The organism is Paraglaciecola sp. L1A13, assembly GCF_009796745.1.
Taxonomy (GTDB): Bacteria; Pseudomonadota; Gammaproteobacteria; order Enterobacterales; family Alteromonadaceae; genus Paraglaciecola.
In genome coordinates this window covers 3464632-3482219 of sequence record NZ_CP047024.1, presented here as the reverse complement: position 1 = coordinate 3482219, position 17588 = coordinate 3464632, and the positions used below count along the sequence as shown (strand labels likewise).

Sequence of the window (17588 nt, the reverse complement as noted above, 5' to 3'; positions counted from 1 at the left end):
ATTGCTCAGGCAAAAGGATGTATTTGCAATGCGACCAATAAGCCACTAAAAGGTAATTAACGTGAAGGTGTGGACTGTTGCAAACCAAAAAGGGGGAGTCGGTAAAACTACGACAGCGGTTACCCTAGGTGGTTTGCTAGCTCAACGTGGGGCAAAGGTGATTCTAGTAGACACCGATCCTCACGCGTCTTTGAGTTATTATTTTGGTATTGATTCTGAGGATCTGACTCGCAGCTTATATGATGTGTTTGTGCATGATAATCCTTTAGATAAAGACACTGTTTTAGATTGCCTGTGTCCGACAAAACTTGATTCACTATTCATCCTGCCGGCTAGCATGGCGCTAGCTACCTTGGACCGTAAACTAGGTAATCAAAGTGGCATGGGACTCATTTTGAAAAAAGCGTTGGCACTGCTCGATGATGAATTCGAATATGCGATTATCGATTGCCCACCTGTTTTAGGTGTACTGATGGTTAACGCGTTAGCTGCATCCACTCGAGTCGTTATACCTGTACAAACTGAATTTTTGGCACTAAAGGGTTTAGATAGAATGCTTGATTCACTGCACATTATGCAGCAATCCTTGCGCAAGAAATTTAGTTACACCATAGTTCCGACTATGTTTGATAAGCGCGTAAAAGCGGCGATTGGGGCGTATCACACCTTACGTGAAACTCATGGTGATTCAGTGTGGCAGGGCTTAATACCTATAGATACAAAATTTCGTGACGCCAGCGCAAATCATTCTCTTCCATCGATTCATGCACCAAAAGCTCGAGGTGTATTAGCCTATACCAGTTTATTACGTCATTTACGTCTACTAGAGGTAGCTAAATGAGTCGCAGAACGTTTGGTAAGAAAGATGTGATGGAAGAATATCTGTCTTCCTTACTTACCGAAGACGATAGCAATTTTGAGCCGCTAGAGCACGTCAGTAAATTACTGGACAGTGCATCAGTATTGCTTCGCTCAGAGGCTGATGTTATTGACGCAGCGCCTGAGCAAACGATAAGCGACGATAGCCGAGAAGATAAAGCATTAGAAGAGCCGTTAATCGGTTCGGTTAGCGGGTTACAGGCAGAAGCACCAAAGGCTAACCTAACGGAAAAAGTCCAAGATGCCACAGACAGCGCCGTCGACGGCAATGCACAAGATACGGGTATATATTCAGAACCGTTTCAAGCGCTTATTTTTGAAGTTGCGGGACTATCGCTAGCGCTTCCTTTAACCGAGCTAGGGGGAATACATCAACTAGCAGAAGTAACGCCAATTTTTGGTAAACCCAGTTGGTTCAAAGGTGTCATGCTACACCGTGATGATAAAATGAACGTAGTGGATACCGCTATGTGGGTTATGCCGGAAAAAGGTAACGAAAAACTAGCTGATTCAGCGAAAAATCAATACCTTATTACGTTAGATAACAGTGGATGGGGATTAGCGTGCGAACGTATTATTGACACCATTACTTTGCAACCCGATGATGTAAAGTGGCGCAAGTTTGATGGCAAGCGTACGTGGCTCAGTGGCATGGTAAAGAAAAAAATGTGTGCCTTGGTAAATGTTAAGCAACTTATTCGTTTGCTTGATCAAGGTATGAATAGCAATGATAACTAGCAAATTGATGCTGGAGTAGAAATATGACTGAAGATAGAACATCAAGTAACGCATCTTCTGATCGCAATGATGAAGTATTGCAATGGGTAACTTACAAGTTAGGTGAAGAGACCTATGGCATTAACGTTATGCAGGTACAAGAGGTCTTACGCCACACCGAAATTGCGCCAGTACCCGGTGCGCCTGATTACGTGTTAGGCATTATTAACCTTCGCGGCAATGTCGTCACTGTTATTGATACTCGTGCTCGCTTTGGATTAGAACCAACGGATTTAACTGACAGCACACGTATCGTTATTATCGAATCTGAAGAGCAGGTGCTAGGTATATTGGTCGACAGTGTTGCCGAAGTGGTTTACTTACGTTCATCGGAAATTGATAGTGCACCAAATGTTGGAACGGAAGAGAGCGCTAAGTTTATTCAAGGTGTGAGTAATCGTGACGGTCAGTTGTTAATTTTGGTCGATCTGAACAAACTCTTGAGCGATGAAGAGTGGGATGAGTTAACGAATATTTAATTCGTAACACTAATTAGTAATGCAACTGGACGCAAATGTGGAAATAAATCATCTGATTTACTTGGTTATTATTATCGCCATAGTGCTATTTATTGGTGTTTGTACTGTGCTGACAAAGCGTATCGCGGGGTTGCAAGAAAAATGCGAACAGCAACAAACGCGTTTGGCGGCGTTGCAAGAGCAATTGCTTGTTAATCAACAGGAGTTGCAAGAAGTACGAGTGGGTAGCATCGGCATGGGTGACAAAATAAAAGCGTTGGTCACGACGGTTAAGCAAACTGCCGTTCAGCAAGAGCAACTTGCTAATCAAGATCCCCAAAGCCGTTTGTATCAACAAGCGGCAAAGCTAGTCGCAAGCGGCTACTCGGTTGAAGAGTTAATGCATGAGTGCGATATGCCTAAGGCCGAAGCCGAGCTAATTTACAACCTTCATAAGGGTTAATCGTTTACGGTCTTGTTTTATTATTCCTCCCTTGTCAGATTAGTTTTACCTAACTTACTACCGCTTTATATCACTCCTTGCCTCAAAGGTGCCCCTTTTTCATTTGTGCCCTGATGGCACTCGTTTACCATCTGCATTGGCTTTAAACTATACTTGGGGCGGTAAATTACTGCATTTGATACAACGTATTAATCTCTTGAATTCAAAGCGCAGCGAGACAATCTTACCATTTGCAGTAATCCCAAACGATTGCCGTTTACCCATAAAAAATGAATATTTTTAAATAGTTTACGTTTAGACGTCTAGACGTAAAGATGTTGACATTCATCTCGTTTTGCTCCAAATTTAGAGCATCTCAACACATCTTGGAGCCATGATGCCTATTCGTATTCCTACTGAATTGCCCGCACAGAGCATTTTAAATAGTGAGAATATTTTTATAATGGATACCGACCGTGCTGCCATGCAGGATATCCGTCCGCTGGAAGTGGGTATCTTGAACTTAATGCCGAATAAGTTAGAAACGGAAGTGCAGTTTTTGCGTTTGTTGTCGAATACTCCCCTGCAAATTAATGTAGATTTGATTCGTATCGATAACAAGGCGCCCAAAAACACACCTGAATCCCATATGAAAGCCTTCTATCACAACTTTGATGACGTGGCTGATAAGCAATATGACGGATTAATTGTAACAGGTGCGCCTTTGGCGCTGCTGGATTACGATGATGTTAAATACTGGGAAAGAATGAAGGTTGTGTTGGAGTGGGCTCGGCAACATGTCCAGTCCACCTTATTTTCATGTTGGGCAGCCCACGCTGCGCTATATCATTTTTTTGGCAAGAATCGCAGTTTACGAGACGTCAAATTGAGTGGGATTTTTCCACATCAGGTGCAAAATGAACACAATGAGCTAATGCGCGGTTTTGATCCCATATTTAATGCGCCGCATTCACGCTATGGTGAAATCAGCGTCGCTGATTACGAATCTGTGGATGGATTGAAAGTACTCGCGAGTTCTGAAAAAACAGGGGCATATATTGTTGCATCAGAGGATAAACGCTTAGTGTTTGTTACAGGGCACCCAGAATATGATCCTGACAGCTTAGCTCAAGAATACCAGCGAGACGTTAACGCCGGTTTAGAGGCAATTATTCCCGAAAATTACTATCCTGAAGATGATCCAACCCAGGCACCTATGGTGACTTGGCGAGCTCATGGTAGTTTGCTGTTTACCAATTGGTTAAACTATTACGTATATCAGAACACGCCCTATGATTTGGCATCATTGTCAAAGAAAGATTAGAGCAAATTATTTATCAGTTTTAAAGGAAATATAGTGTCAACAGTATCCTCCGAACAAACCTTACACGACGCTGCAAAAAAACGCATTCTTATTTTAGATGGCGCCATGGGAACCATGATCCAGGCTCATGATTTTCAAGAAGATGATTACCGAGGTGAGCGATTTATAGATTGGCAGAGTGATGTCAAAGGCAACAATGATTTACTGACTTTGACTCAGCCTGATGCGATTTATGATATTCATTGCGCTTATCTTGCAGCTGGGGCGGATATTATTGAAACGAACACTTTTAATGCCACTACGATTTCAATGGCTGATTACAATATGCAATCTCTTGCTAAGGAGATAAATATAGAGGCAGCGAAATTAGCGCGTAAAGCGGCTGATAAATACTCCGCATTAACACCTGATAAACCCCGTTTTGTGGCTGGTGTGTTAGGGCCGACGAGTCGCACAGCATCCATTTCACCAAATGTAAATGATCCCGGTGAGCGTAACGTAACGTTTGATCAATTAGTCGAAGCATATGTAGAAGCAACGCATGGATTGATCGAAGGCGGTGCTGATTTGATCATGATAGAAACCATATTCGACACACTCAATGCCAAAGCTGCGGCTTTTGCCGTTGATACTGTATTTGAAGCGTTAGGCAAATTCTTACCGGTTATGATTTCAGGTACAATAACCGATGCATCCGGCAGAACGTTGTCGGGCCAGACCGCCGAAGCGTTTTATTATTCGATGCGTCATACTAACCCGTTTTCTTTCGGTTTGAATTGTGCGTTAGGTCCTGATTTATTGCGCCAGTATGTAGATGAAGTGTCTACTGTGGCGGAGTGCCTAGTTTCAGCACATCCTAATGCAGGATTGCCAAATGAGTTTGGCGAATACGATCTAGAAAGCGACGAAATGGCAGAGCATATTCGCGAATGGGCACACTCCGGGCTAGTGAATATAGTCGGCGGTTGTTGTGGCTCAACCCCCGAGCATATTGCTGCCATCGCCAATGTAGTAGATGGTGTTGCACCGCGGGTTATCCCTAAGCGCGAGGTCAAACTGCGTTTATCGGGATTAGAGCCTTTTGTGCATTAAGTTGCCGCCAAAAGACGTAATGTTCGTGGGTCGCTTTGTTACCTAGCCCTGCGAAGTAGTAAATGAAAAAATTTAGTAGACTGAGTGACTTATGACCAAAGCAAGTGCATCTTTTATCAATGTCGGCGAGCGTACCAATGTAACAGGCTCTGCCATGTTCAAACGCCTAATTCTAGAAGACGATTTTGAAAAAGCGTTAGATGTTGCTCGTCAGCAAGTAGAAAACGGTGCGCAGATCATCGATATCAACATGGACGAAGCTATGTTGGACTCAGAAGCAGCCATGACTCGTTTCTTAAATTTGATTGCTTCTGAACCGGATATTTCTCGTGTGCCCATAATGATTGACTCGTCTAAATGGTCAGTTATTGAAGCGGGATTAAAGTGCGTACAAGGCAAGGCAATAGTTAACTCTATTAGCTTAAAAGAGGGGGAAGAGAACTTCTTACATCAAGCTAAATTGCTAAAACGCTATGGAGCGGCGACGGTTGTTATGGCGTTTGATGAATCAGGTCAAGCTGATACTGAAGACCGTAAATTTGAAATTTGTCAGCGTAGCTATCGGCTTTTAACTGAGAAAATCGGCTTTCCGCCAGAAGACATTATTTTTGATCCCAATATCTTCGCCGTGGCGACAGGTATTGAAGAACATAACAACTATGCCGTAGATTTTATTAACGCCACTCGGCGTATTACCCAAGAATTACCCCATGCCCATATATCCGGTGGTTTATCGAACGTTTCTTTTTCATTCCGCGGTAATAATCCGGTGCGCGAAGCAATGCACTCGGTGTTTTTGTACCATGCTATCAAAGCTGGAATGGATATGGGCATCGTTAATGCTGGTCAGCTTGAAGTATATGACCAAATCCCAGCGGAGCTAAAAGAAGCGGTTGAGGATGTGATACTTAATCGGAATGCCGAGGCGACAGATCGCTTATTAGAACTAGCCCCTAAGTATCAAGGGGATGGTAAGGCGCAAGTTAAAGAAAACCTTGAGTGGCGTGAGTTACCCGTTAATAAGCGTTTAGAGCATGCACTTGTTCGAGGTATCACCGATTATATTGATGAGGATACAGAACTGGCGCGCCAACAGGCTGAAAAGCCTTTGCATGTCATCGAAGGTCCTTTAATGGATGGTATGAACGTGGTGGGTGACTTATTTGGTGAAGGTAAAATGTTCCTTCCTCAGGTGGTTAAATCAGCGCGCGTTATGAAAAAAGCCGTCGCGTATTTAAATCCTTACATTGAAGCTACAAAAGATGTGGGCAGTACGAACGGTAAAATTTTACTGGCAACGGTGAAAGGTGATGTACATGACATAGGTAAGAACATTGTAGGTGTGGTTCTACAATGTAATAACTTCGAAATTATCGATTTAGGTGTAATGGTGCCTTGCGCCAAAATTCTGCAGGTCGCCAAAGACGAAAATGTTGATATGATTGGCTTATCTGGTTTGATTACGCCGTCTCTCGACGAAATGGTGTATGTAGCGAAAGAAATGCAACGATTAGGTTTGGATTTGCCGCTACTTATTGGTGGGGCGACTACATCAAAAGCACATACAGCAGTTAAAATTGAACAAAACTATGACCAACCCGTCGTGTATGTGCCTAATGCCAGTAGAGCGGTGGGCGTGTGCCAAAAACTTATTTCCAAGGAGCACCGCCCAGCATACGCGGTACAAATATCTAAAGAATATGACGTTGTACGTGAGCAACACGCTCGTAAAAAACCTCGTAGCCGCCCCGTCAGCCTAGAGAAGGCAAGGGCTAACGCCGCAGACATAGATTGGAGTCAATATACCCCTCCAGTGCCTAAAAATTTAGGTGTGCGAACAGTTTCGGTTGATCTGGCTGATCTGCGTGCATATATAGACTGGACGCCGTTTTTCTTAACTTGGTCGTTGGCTGGTAAATATCCGCGTATCTTGCAAGATGAGGTAGTGGGTAAGGAAGCGCAATCGTTATTTGATGATGCCATAGCCTTATTAGACGATTTATGTGCCAATAAAAAACTGCAGGCTAAGGGCGTCGTGGGTATTTTCCCGGCTAATCGGGTTGATGATGATATTGAAATCTACACTGATGAGCAACGAACCGAGGTGCGAGAGGTGTGTCATCACTTGCGTCAACAAACCGAGAAGGCAAAAGGTTTTAACAATTGTTTAAGTGACTTTATTGCACCAAAATCTTCTCATAAGGCTGACTACTTGGGCGCTTTCGCAGTAACCGCTGGTATTGGCGAAGATGAGATCGCCAACGCCTACATCGCGGATGGCGATGATTATAATGGTATTATGGTCAAAGCACTTGCTGACCGTCTTGCCGAAGGTTTTGCCGAATACTTACATGAGAAAGTGCGTAAAGAAATTTGGGGATTCGCACCAAATGAATCGCTCAGTAACGAAGAGTTAATTCGCGAGAAATATCAAGGGATCCGTCCTGCTCCCGGTTATGCTGCATGCCCTGAGCATACCGAGAAACAAGCTATATGGAACTTACTCGATGCGGAACAAAATACCGGTATGAAATTGACCGAAAGCTATGCCATGTGGCCAGGCGCTGCAGTGTCAGGTTGGTATTTTTCTCATCCAGAATCGCGTTATTTTGCCGTCGCTCAAATTCAAAAAGATCAAATGCTTGATTATGCTAAACGTAAAAATTGGTCTGAGTTAGAAGCTGAGAAATGGCTTGGGCCAAATCTTAATAACTAGTATTGCTCTTGGGGCATCGCGAAAAATATAAATAAAGCGCAAGCTTAGCCACACAGAGTGAAAGCAGAAATGACCATGAGTGACAAACGTTTTAGCCCATCATGCGAAAATAATCGAGTGCCTATTTTAGCGGTATTAAAAGAGGCACTGACTGATCGTACCCATTTGCTCGAAATTGGCTCTGGTACTGGGCAACATGCTGCTTATTTTGCGCCTGAATTAGCCAATTTACATTGGCAAACGAGCGATCTGACGGTCAATCACCTCAGTATTCAGGCGTGGCTTGCAGATACAAAGGCAACCAATATTCGGCAACCATTGGCGTTTCAAATTGGTTTGGACGACTGGCCGGGGCAGGGCATAGATAGTGTCTATACGGCTAATACCACCCATATTATGCAACCCCATGAAGCCGAAATCATGATGCAACTAGTGGCGAAAAATTTACCTTCAGGGGGCGTGTTTTGTCAGTATGGTCCCTTTACTGTCGATAATGCATTTACTAGCGAAAGTAACTTGGCATTTAACCAGCATTTATTGAATGAAGGGTGCGGTGGTATTCGCGATATTGATGAATTAACAGGCTGGGCCAAGGGACTTTCTCTTACTGAAGTGCGCCCTATGCCAGCCAATAATTTTATGTTGATTTGGCGTAAACCATAACGCTAAATACCGCTGTACACAGCCCCTATCTTACATGCAAAACGGCTAACGTTAACACCACAAGATAACGCTCTACTCTTGTAATGTGACTTTAAACGGTAATAGTTCAGATGCGTTGGTTTTATAAGATTGGATATTGATATCTTCTTGGCGCAGAAAACGTCGAACACCATCATGAAAAGCAGGTTCTGCTAACCAATGATTTGAATAGCAATAGACGGGTTCAAAACCACGCAATATTTTGTGTTCGCCTTGGGTACCGGGATTAAATGTACTGATATTGTGCTCTATGCAAAACTCAATACCTTGATAATAACAGCATTCATAATGCAGATTGCTTATGTCTTCCAGTGCTCCCCAATAACGTCCATAGAGTTGTTGATCGTCGAACATATAGAATGCGCTCGCTAAGGGAATATCATCACGTGAGGCGATAACAAGCAATATATTGCTATCCATTGAATGATAAAGTCGGGTAAAGAAATCTCGATTTAGATATCCCTTGTGCCCACTGCGTTTTAAATAAGTTTGTTGATAACACTGATAAAAAAAATCTATATGTTCAGCAGTGATTTTTTCACCGTATATTCGCTCAACCTTTACGCCTTGCTCATGTACTTTACGTCTTTCGTTGCGAATAGTTTTACGGCGCCTTGATGTGAGGGTCGCGCAAAAGTCATCGTAATCTTGATAATCACGATTAAACCATTGAAATTGAACGGCTCGTCGCATCAAATGCTGTTGTTGGTTTAATGCGGTACTGAGTGATTCTGGTACAAATAACCAATGCATAGAAGACAGTCCGTTTTGCTTGGCATGCTGCTGAATAGCTTTACACAGTTGCGGAATCAATTGTGCTTGGTCGACGTCTTCTTTTAACATTAAGCGGGCCCCTGGAACTGGCGTAAAGGGTATGGCGCAAACCAATTTAGGGTAGTAATTTAGGCCGTGTTCGCTATAAGAGTTGGCCCACGCGAAGTCAAATACATATTCGCCATAACTATGATTTTTAATATACAAAGGTAGAATGCCTACCAGAGTATCGTTCTGATAGATTGTGAGATGCTGGGGATGCCAACCTGTTTGTGGTTCAACCGAATGTGAGCGTTCGAGCGCCTGAATAAAGGCGTATTGATGAAACGGATCGCAGTGATACGCCAGTGCATGCCAACTCTCTCTGTCGATTTGCTCTATGGCGCTTAGAAACTTAAAATTAAATATTTGGCGCATAACACTCTACAGGACCCTTTGGTTGGGAGATTATATTACCTGATATGACAGATAACGATAGCAAGAACATTAAATATAGTATTACCAAATATTTATCCATGCGCGAGCATGGCTACCATGAATTATTAAAAAAGTTATTAGCAAAGGGATACGACAAAGCGCTTTGCGAAGAACGTATTAAACAGTTTAGTGAAGCTGATATTCAAAGTGACTTACGTTTCGCTGAAATGATCGTTCGCAGTCGAGTGGCAAAAGGAGTAGGTGAGCAACGTATTCGCAATGAGTTGATTCAACAGGAAGTGGCAGGCGAATTGATAGAACAGGCTATTGTCGAACAAGAAATCGATTGGGATGCATTGTTATTGCAAGTCGCCTTGAAAAAATTTGGCCGTAAACCTGCAAAGGATTGGCAAGAACAGCAAAAACGTAATCGATTTTTGCTGTATCGCGGGTTTAGTCACGAGCAAATTAATGCGTTGCAAAGCCTGTCCTAAGTACAGTGAAGTCCTTAACAAGTCGGCAGAAAACATGCTATCGTTGCTGACTAATTAATAGTTAGAAATGGCCATTTGAGGCCATTTTTACCCTCAAATCAATAAATGTTGTTTCAGGATCATCAATGAGTAAGAGCACAGCGCAAATTCGGCAAACCTTTTTAAACTTTTTTGCGGATAAAGGGCATCAAAAAGTTTCTAGTTCGTCTCTGGTTCCAAGTGACGATCCAACCCTGTTATTCACTAACGCAGGGATGAACCAATTTAAAGACGTTTTTCTCGGCACCGAACAACGAAAATACACGCGGGCAGTTTCTTCACAACGTTGTGTTCGAGCGGGTGGTAAACACAACGATTTAGAAAACGTTGGCTATACAGCGCGTCATCACACTTTTTTTGAAATGCTCGGCAACTTTAGTTTCGGAGATTATTTCAAAAAAGAAGCTATCGGCTACGCATGGGCGTTTTTGACTGAAGAATTAAAGTTACCAAAAGATAAATTGTTGGTGACCATTTACTCTGAAGACGATGAAGCATTTGATATTTGGCATAATGATATTGGCATTTCCAAAGAGAAGATTATCCGTATTGCCACGTCTGACAATTTTTGGTCGATGGGTGACACAGGCCCTTGTGGTCCATGTTCCGAGATTTTTTACGATCACGGTGAACATATTTGGGGCGGCCCTCCAGGTTCACCCGAAGAAGATGGTGATCGCTTTATTGAAATATGGAATTTAGTTTTCATGCAGTTCAATCGTCAAGCTAATGGTGATATGCAGCCGTTACCCAAACCGTCTATAGACACGGGCATGGGACTTGAGCGTATATCGGCTATTTTGCAGAATGTGCATAGCAACTACGAGATTGATATCTTTCAAAATTTGATTAAGGCTACTGCAGATTTAGTCGGAACAACAAGTCTTGAAGATAAGTCTTTACGTGTAGTTGCTGACCATATTCGCTCTTGTAGCTTTTTAATTTCTGATGGCGTCATGCCATCAAATGAAGGTCGTGGTTACGTATTGCGCCGTATTATTCGTCGTGCAGTTCGTCATGGAAACAAACTCGGGGCTCAAGGTGTATTCTTTTACAAATTAGTCGCCGCTTTAGCTGAACAGATGGGTGACGCTTACCCTGAGTTGAATGACCAACGTGCTTCTATAGAAAAAGTGCTGCGTATCGAAGAAGAACAATTCTCGCGTACACTAGAGCGCGGCATGCTTATTTTAAATGATGCCCTAGCAGAACTCGATGGTAACGTTGTGCCAGGTGAAGTGGTGTTTAAACTTTATGACACATATGGTTTTCCAGCGGATTTGACGAATGATGTAGCCCGTGAAAAGGGTCTGAAAATTGACGAGGAAGGCTTTGAAAAAGCAATGGCTCAGCAGCGAAAACGTGCTCAAAAAGCCAGTCAGTTTGATGTGGATTACAATGAACAATTACGTAGCGACCAAGAATCTATATTTGTTGGTTACGAGCATGAAGATAATACAGCGCTAGTAAAAGAAATATTCTTTCAAGGTGAGTCGGTTAATGAGCTAGCCCCAGATACATCTGGTACCATTATTCTCGATGAAACATCATTTTATGCGGAGTCAGGTGGTCAAGCCGGTGATACGGGCGTGCTAGCCACTGATAAGGGTGGATTTAACGTAACCGATACTGTGAAGCTCGGTAAGGCCATTGCTCATAAAGGCGTGGCAACAAGTAGCGTGCGCGTTGGAGATAGAGTCGAAGCTAAAGTCGATTGTGCTAGACGTCAGGCAATTAAACTCAATCACAGTGCTACACATTTGATGCACGCTGCGCTGAAATCTATATTGGGTGATCATGTTAACCAGAAAGGTTCTTTGGTACAGCCCGAGCGCCTACGATTTGATTTCTCTCATTTTGAAGCCCTCACGAAGAAACAAATCCTAGCAACCGAAACTATGGTTAACGAACAAATTCTTGCTAACCATGTATTGCAAACGCGTCTTATGGGGTTAGAGCAAGCAAAAGAGGCCGGCGCAATGGCTTTGTTTGGTGAAAAATATGATGACGATGTGCGAGTCGTGTCTATGGGCGAATTTTCAATGGAGTTGTGTGGCGGTACGCACGTTGCGCGTACAGGTGATATTGGCCTTTTCAAGATTATTTCAGAAAGTGGGATCGCTTCGGGCGTTAGACGTATCGAAGCTGTTACTGGGCTAATGGCTTTGCAACATGTACAACAACAAGCTAGCGAACTAAGCTCCCTCAGTGGTGTCTTAAAAACCGACGTGAATAACGTGGGAGAACGAGTAACGCAACTTATCGAGCAAACAAAGACACTTGAAAAAGAAGTGACTCGTCTTAAACAAGAAATTGCTAATAGTGCTGGAAATGATCTTTTATCTCAGGTTAACGAAATAAAAGGGATAAAAGTCTTGTCTTATCATGTACAAGGCATTGAAAGTGGCGCATTACGCTCCATGATAGATGATCTGAAAAACCAAATCGGTAGCGGCATCATTTTATTAGGTGTTGCCAATAACGATAAGGTGAGTCTAATTGCAGGTGTGACTAAAGACTTAACTCAAAAGGTGAAAGCTGGTGAGTTGGTTAATTTTGTTGCTCAGCAAGTGGGTGGAAAAGGTGGCGGACGTCCTGATATGGCCCAAGCTGGTGGCTCTCAACCTGAGAATTTAGACCAAGCAATTGCTTCTGTTGAAGGTTGGTTGCAAGACAGACTATAAGCGTACTATCGACTAATTTTTGAGGTGACAACAAGAATAAGGAAAAGTCGGGTGTGTAATTCTTTGGTTATTTCAAAGAGATACGCTAGTTTTAAATTAGGGATTATTTTTTTGTAAACGGATAAGGAGCTTAGAATGCTAATTTTGACCCGTCGTGTTGGTGAAACCTTAATGGTCGGTGACGAAGTCACGGTAACGGTATTAGGTGTTAAAGGTAATCAGGTAAGAATTGGTGTGAATGCACCAAAAGAAGTATCTGTTCACCGAGAAGAGATTTACATGCGAATTCAAGCTGAGAAAAATGGTCAGCTGGCCGATCATGAACAAGCAACATCAGATGAAGATAATTGATTTTATCGTTCACTGAAAAAAAAAGCTGGTTTATCCAGCTTTTTTTATGCAATCAATTTACCTTTATCTATAATAAATTGCCTGTTAGTTCGTTGGATTATTGCTCGTTAAAGACGTTTTTTGTACGAACGGCTCAAAATACCAGCAAGTAGATTAAATCTTTATAAAAAGTGTTTGACTTACTCCTGAGGCTCGGTAAACTTCGGCTCCAGATTTAGGAGAGACACCAAACGGTGAAAGGCGCTTCCCAAGCTAAGGAAGTTAGGTAAATTAGGCCTTTGTTAGATAGATATGCTTTTGCATAATTACTAACTCAAATAAATCAGTAGCAACAATTTGACGGTTTTCCGGAGAGGTGGGTGAGTGGCTGAAACCAGTTCCCTGCTAAGGAACCATACGTATTACTCGTATCGAGGGTTCGAATCCCTCCCTCTCCGCCATAACATAAACGGTAATCAGTTGATTATTAAGAAGCTTAGACTAAAGGAAATAAGCTTAGGTAAAACAAGGTAGAGTGCCTAATATGTTTTACCAAATAACAATTTTGCGCATGTAGCTCAGCTGGATAGAGTTCCTGGCTACGAACCAGGCGGTCGGAGGTTCGAATCCTTCCATGCGCACCATTTTTAAAGTTTAATATATTAGTCTAATATTAAATTACCCTGTTTGCGCATGTAGCTCAGCTGGATAGAGTTCCTGGCTACGAACCAGGCGGTCGGAGGTTCGAATCCTTCCATGCGCACCATATTAAAAAACCCACTATTTAGTGGGTTTTTTTTTACCTGCTGTAAAATAACACTGCCGTACAAGGATCAAGCGCTTCTAGCAACTGACTGTTGAAGCTATTGCTTCGGTATTTTCAGTTAGTCATTTAGGGTAATCCCACATATAAATTTGCCGATGGCCCTGTTCTTGAACCGATGGCTCTGTTCTTGAATCTGTTCTTGAATTATTTATGCGATATAACAGACACCTATAAGTTATCCAATCGGTTAAGATTGAACTGAATATTCAGCATTGACGGCTATTTATTGGGTAATAATGCAAGAAAAGTGAATTATTTCTTATTTTTTATTCTTTTTGGGTTCCCCTAAAAAGTTGTTTTCTGCCATTTCTCATGGTACTTATCGGGTCGTTTTGTCAGTTATCGGAGAAATACTAACTATGCAACCTGATGTTATGTCGTTATTACTTGAGGCTGGGATGCTCCTTTTAGTGGGTATGTCAGTTGTTTTTCTCTTTTTGACGTTACTGATTGCAGCGGTCAACATTATTGCTTGGGGTTCGGCTAAGTTTCCTGAAGAAGTCCCTAAGTCGGTCAATAAAGCCCTTAGCAGCATTAGTCCAGCGACCAATCAGTCAGGTGTGTCAGTGCCAGTTGTTGCAGCAATATCTGCGGCTGTCGAACAGTACCGCCGCCAACACTAAATTTTACTCATTGTTAATTAGGAACCCAAGATGTCAAAACCTCTAGCCATCACGGATGTTGTGCTGCGTGACGCACACCAATCATTACTCGCTACACGCATGCGTATCGAAGATATGTTGCCCATTGCAGCGAAACTTGATCAAGTTGGATATTGGTCATTAGAAACCTGGGGCGGCGCGACATTTGATTCGTGCATTCGTTATCTTGGGGAAGATCCTTGGGAACGCATTCGGTTGTTAAAGCAAGCCATGCCTAAGACCAAGCAACAAATGTTACTTCGAGGACAGAACTTGCTGGGCTATCGTCACTATGCAGATGATGTTGTAGAAAAGTTTGTAGAGCGGGCTCACACTAGCGGCGTCGATGTATTTAGAATTTTCGACGCGATGAATGATATTCGTAATCTCAAAACAGCGGTCGGTGCGGCCATTAAAGTTGGTGCGCACGCCCAAGGGACTATTTCCTATACAGTCAGTCCGGTCCATTCTCTGGAACTTTGGTTAGACATGGCTAAACAGCTCGAAGATCTGGGTGTTCATTCCATCTGCATTAAGGATATGGCGGGATTACTTAAGCCATATGTCTGTGAAGAGCTCATAACTCGCCTCAAGGAGACTGTGAGCGTGCCAATTGCTATGCAGTGTCACGCAACCACAGGGTTGAGCACTGCGACATACCAGAAGGCGATTGACGCTGGAATTGACATTCTTGATACATCTATATCTTCTATGAGTATGACCTATGGTCACACTGCAACGGAGACCATCGTCTCGATCGTCGAAAATACGCCTCGTGACACAGGACTAGATTTGCCTTTATTGGCTGAAATAGCAGCTTATTTCCGGGATGTTCGGAAAAAATATGCCAAATTTGAAGGAAGCCTAAAAGGAGTGGACGCGCGTATTTTAATCGCACAAGTACCTGGTGGCATGCTAACGAATATGGAATCTCAACTGGTAGAGCAAGGTGCTCAGGATAAGCTCGACGAAGTGCTTAAAGAGATCCCTCGTGTGCGTGAAGATCTCGGTTTTATACCTCTGGTGACGCCTACCTCTCAAATTGTCGGCACTCAGTCTGTTTTAAACGTGTTGACCGGTGAGCGTTACAAAAGTATTACCAAAGAAACCGCTGGTGTGTTGAAAGGCGAATATGGTGCCACTGCTGCGCCGGTAAACAAAGAGCTGCAAGCAAGGGTGCTCAACGGCAAAGAACCCATTACTTGTCGACCTGCTGATTTACTTGAAGATGAATTGCCTATATTGGAGCGAGAATTATTAGCAAAGGCAAAAGAAGAAGGCATTACCTTGGCAGAACAAGCTATTGATGATGTTTTAACCTATGCATTATTTCCACAAATTGGGCTTAAATTCTTAAAAAATCGTAATAACCCTGAGGCATTTGAGCCAGCGCCTAGTGCTGACGATATAAGCTCAGCGCCAGTTGTATCAACTTCGCCCGCGAAGGCTGTAGAGTCATATTCAGTCCGTGTCGATGGCAAAGTTTACGCGGTAGAAGTAGGTCAGGGTGGTCAGTTAACTGATATTCAACCGGTCGGTGGTGCTGCGCCACAAAGCACAGATGCGCCCATTTTACCTGCTGGCCAAGGCGAAGAAGTGTCAGCGCCACTAGCGGGAAATATATTTAAGATTTTAGTGCGCTCTGGTGATGTGATCAGCGAAGGTGACGTTATCGTCATCATGGAAGCCATGAAAATGGAAACTGAAATCCGCTCAACTGCTTCGGGGACGATCAGCGAAATATTGGTCAAAGAAGGCGATGCTGTGCAATCAGGTCAAACCATGCTGGTTTTGGGTTAAAAGGACGTATTAATGGATAAATTAACCTTACTTTGGCAAAGCACTTCACTGGCCCATTTTGAGATTGGTCAGGTTGTTATGATGGCTGTAGGGTGCTTACTACTGTTTTTAGCGATCGTTAAAAAGTTTGAGCCATTGTTGTTGTTACCAATTGGTTTTGGTGCCATTTTAACCAATATCCCGTTAGCAGGGTTTAGCGACCCTGGTGGGCTGCTGTATTACATTTACCATGTTGGAATTGAAACAGGCGTTTTCCCTTTGCTTATCTTTATGGGCGTCGGGGCAATGACTGACTTTAGCGCCTTGATCGCAAATCCAAGAATGTTATTACTTGGCGCTGCGGCTCAGTTTGGTATTTTTGGTACATTGTTTGGAGCCATTGCGCTGAACTGGGTGCCTGGCTTTGAGTTTACCCTAAAGGATGCATCAGCTATTGCCATTATTGGCGGAGCTGACGGGCCTACGGCAATCTTTCTTGCGTCGAAGCTTGCTCCTGAGTTACTAGGTGCTATTGCGGTTGCAGCATACTCTTACATGGCATTGGTACCTATCATTCAACCACCTATCATGCGTCTGTTAACCACAGAAGATGAAAGAAATATCAAAATGGCGCAGCTTAGAGTGGTCTCTAAACGTGAAAAAATCATTTTCCCGTTGGCGGTGTTGCTAATGACAATTCTATTTTTGCCCTCAGCAACGCCTTTGATCGGTATGTTTTGTCTTGGTAATTTGATGAAAGAATCAGGTGTAGTTGATCGTTTAAGCAATACTGCACAAAATGAACTTATAAATATTGTTACGATTTTTCTAGGCTTAGCGGTGGGATCGAAATTATCTGCTGATAAATTTTTAACATTGGAAACCCTTGGTATTTTAGGTTTAGGCGCGATTGCGTTTTCTATCGGAACTGCGGCAGGCATATTAATGGCTAAGGCCTTGGGTAAATTTTCCAGTGAGAAAATTAATCCTCTAATTGGTGCCGCAGGTGTTTCTGCTGTGCCAATGGCAGCGCGGGTGGTCAATAAGGTTGGGTTAGAAACCAACCCTCATAACTTCCTGTTAATGCATGCTATGGGCCCTAATGTTGCCGGTGTATTAGGTTCAGCTGTGGCTGCGGGTATTTTACTAGCGTTAGTGGGGTAAGTCGTATTTATTGTCTCATTTAACTGATTAGAAGCGCCTGCTTCTAATTA

General features: G+C 43.0%; 15 protein-coding genes and 3 tRNA genes. 17 read left to right on the top strand and 1 reads right to left on the bottom strand.

The window, feature by feature from the left end; translation table 11 throughout:
* Positions 1–61: 61 nt before the first annotated feature.
* From GQR89_RS14680 to GQR89_RS14645, 8 genes are all read left to right on the top strand, one after another.
* A complete protein-coding gene (locus tag GQR89_RS14680; RefSeq protein WP_158770725.1) occupies positions 62–841 on the top strand; it encodes a ParA family protein in 780 nt (259 codons plus the stop codon).
* On the top strand, positions 838–1617 hold the full coding sequence (locus GQR89_RS14675; RefSeq protein ID WP_199271330.1) for a chemotaxis protein CheW: 780 nt from the start codon (positions 838–840) through the stop codon (positions 1615–1617). Before GQR89_RS14680 ends, GQR89_RS14675 begins: the two co-directional genes overlap by 4 nt.
* Before the next feature lie 23 nt (positions 1618–1640).
* On the top strand, positions 1641–2135 hold the full coding sequence (locus GQR89_RS14670) for a chemotaxis protein CheW (protein ID WP_158770724.1): 495 nt from the start codon (positions 1641–1643) through the stop codon (positions 2133–2135).
* Positions 2136–2172: 37 nt separating this feature from the next.
* Complete coding sequence (locus GQR89_RS14665; RefSeq protein WP_158770723.1) at positions 2173–2577, top strand: DUF2802 domain-containing protein; 405 nt, start codon at positions 2173–2175, stop codon at positions 2575–2577.
* A gap of 376 nt (positions 2578–2953) precedes the next feature.
* Positions 2954–3880, top strand: coding sequence for a homoserine O-succinyltransferase (metA, locus tag GQR89_RS14660; protein WP_158770722.1), 927 nt, complete (start codon positions 2954–2956; stop codon positions 3878–3880).
* Positions 3881–3913: 33 nt separating this feature from the next.
* A complete protein-coding gene (locus GQR89_RS14655; protein WP_158770721.1) occupies positions 3914–4972 on the top strand; it encodes a homocysteine S-methyltransferase family protein in 1059 nt (352 codons plus the stop codon).
* Positions 4973–5063: 91 nt separating this feature from the next.
* Positions 5064–7688, top strand: coding sequence for a methionine synthase (gene metH / locus GQR89_RS14650; protein ID WP_158770720.1), 2625 nt, complete (start codon positions 5064–5066; stop codon positions 7686–7688).
* A gap of 75 nt (positions 7689–7763) precedes the next feature.
* Positions 7764–8351 (top strand): DUF938 domain-containing protein, encoded by a 588-nt coding sequence (locus tag GQR89_RS14645; RefSeq protein ID WP_158770719.1) that lies wholly within the window; start codon positions 7764–7766, stop codon positions 8349–8351.
* A 72-nt stretch (positions 8352–8423) separates the two neighbouring features.
* Here GQR89_RS14645 and GQR89_RS14640 read toward each other — a convergent pair whose 3' ends face one another.
* Positions 8424–9581, bottom strand: coding sequence for a GNAT family N-acetyltransferase (locus GQR89_RS14640; protein ID WP_158770718.1), 1158 nt, complete (start codon positions 9579–9581; stop codon positions 8424–8426).
* A 44-nt stretch (positions 9582–9625) separates the two neighbouring features.
* Between GQR89_RS14640 and GQR89_RS14635 the strand changes: the two genes are divergently transcribed.
* The 9 genes from GQR89_RS14635 (at position 9626) to GQR89_RS14595 (ending at position 17538) form a co-directional block, all read left to right on the top strand.
* Entirely contained in the window at positions 9626–10075 is a 450-nt protein-coding gene (locus GQR89_RS14635; protein ID WP_158770717.1) for a regulatory protein RecX, read from the top strand.
* A gap of 125 nt (positions 10076–10200) precedes the next feature.
* A complete protein-coding gene (gene alaS / locus GQR89_RS14630) occupies positions 10201–12798 on the top strand; it encodes an alanine--tRNA ligase (protein WP_158770716.1) in 2598 nt (865 codons plus the stop codon).
* Between the two features lie 135 nt (positions 12799–12933).
* Entirely contained in the window at positions 12934–13149 is a 216-nt protein-coding gene (gene csrA / locus GQR89_RS14625; protein WP_158770715.1) for a carbon storage regulator CsrA, read from the top strand.
* 349 nt (positions 13150–13498) lie between these two features.
* A tRNA-Ser gene (locus tag GQR89_RS14620) sits at positions 13499–13589 on the top strand.
* 106 nt (positions 13590–13695) lie between these two features.
* Positions 13696–13772 (top strand) — tRNA-Arg (locus tag GQR89_RS14615).
* A gap of 45 nt (positions 13773–13817) precedes the next feature.
* A tRNA-Arg gene (locus GQR89_RS14610) sits at positions 13818–13894 on the top strand.
* A gap of 419 nt (positions 13895–14313) precedes the next feature.
* Positions 14314–14577: an OadG family protein gene (locus GQR89_RS14605; protein ID WP_158770714.1), complete on the top strand. Its 264-nt coding sequence runs from the start codon at positions 14314–14316 to the stop codon at positions 14575–14577.
* 30 nt (positions 14578–14607) lie between these two features.
* Positions 14608–16395 (top strand): sodium-extruding oxaloacetate decarboxylase subunit alpha, encoded by a 1788-nt coding sequence (oadA, locus tag GQR89_RS14600; RefSeq protein WP_158770713.1) that lies wholly within the window; start codon positions 14608–14610, stop codon positions 16393–16395.
* Between the two features lie 12 nt (positions 16396–16407).
* Positions 16408–17538 (top strand): sodium ion-translocating decarboxylase subunit beta, encoded by a 1131-nt coding sequence (locus GQR89_RS14595; protein WP_158770712.1) that lies wholly within the window; start codon positions 16408–16410, stop codon positions 17536–17538.
* The last annotated feature ends 50 nt before the right edge of the window (positions 17539–17588 follow it).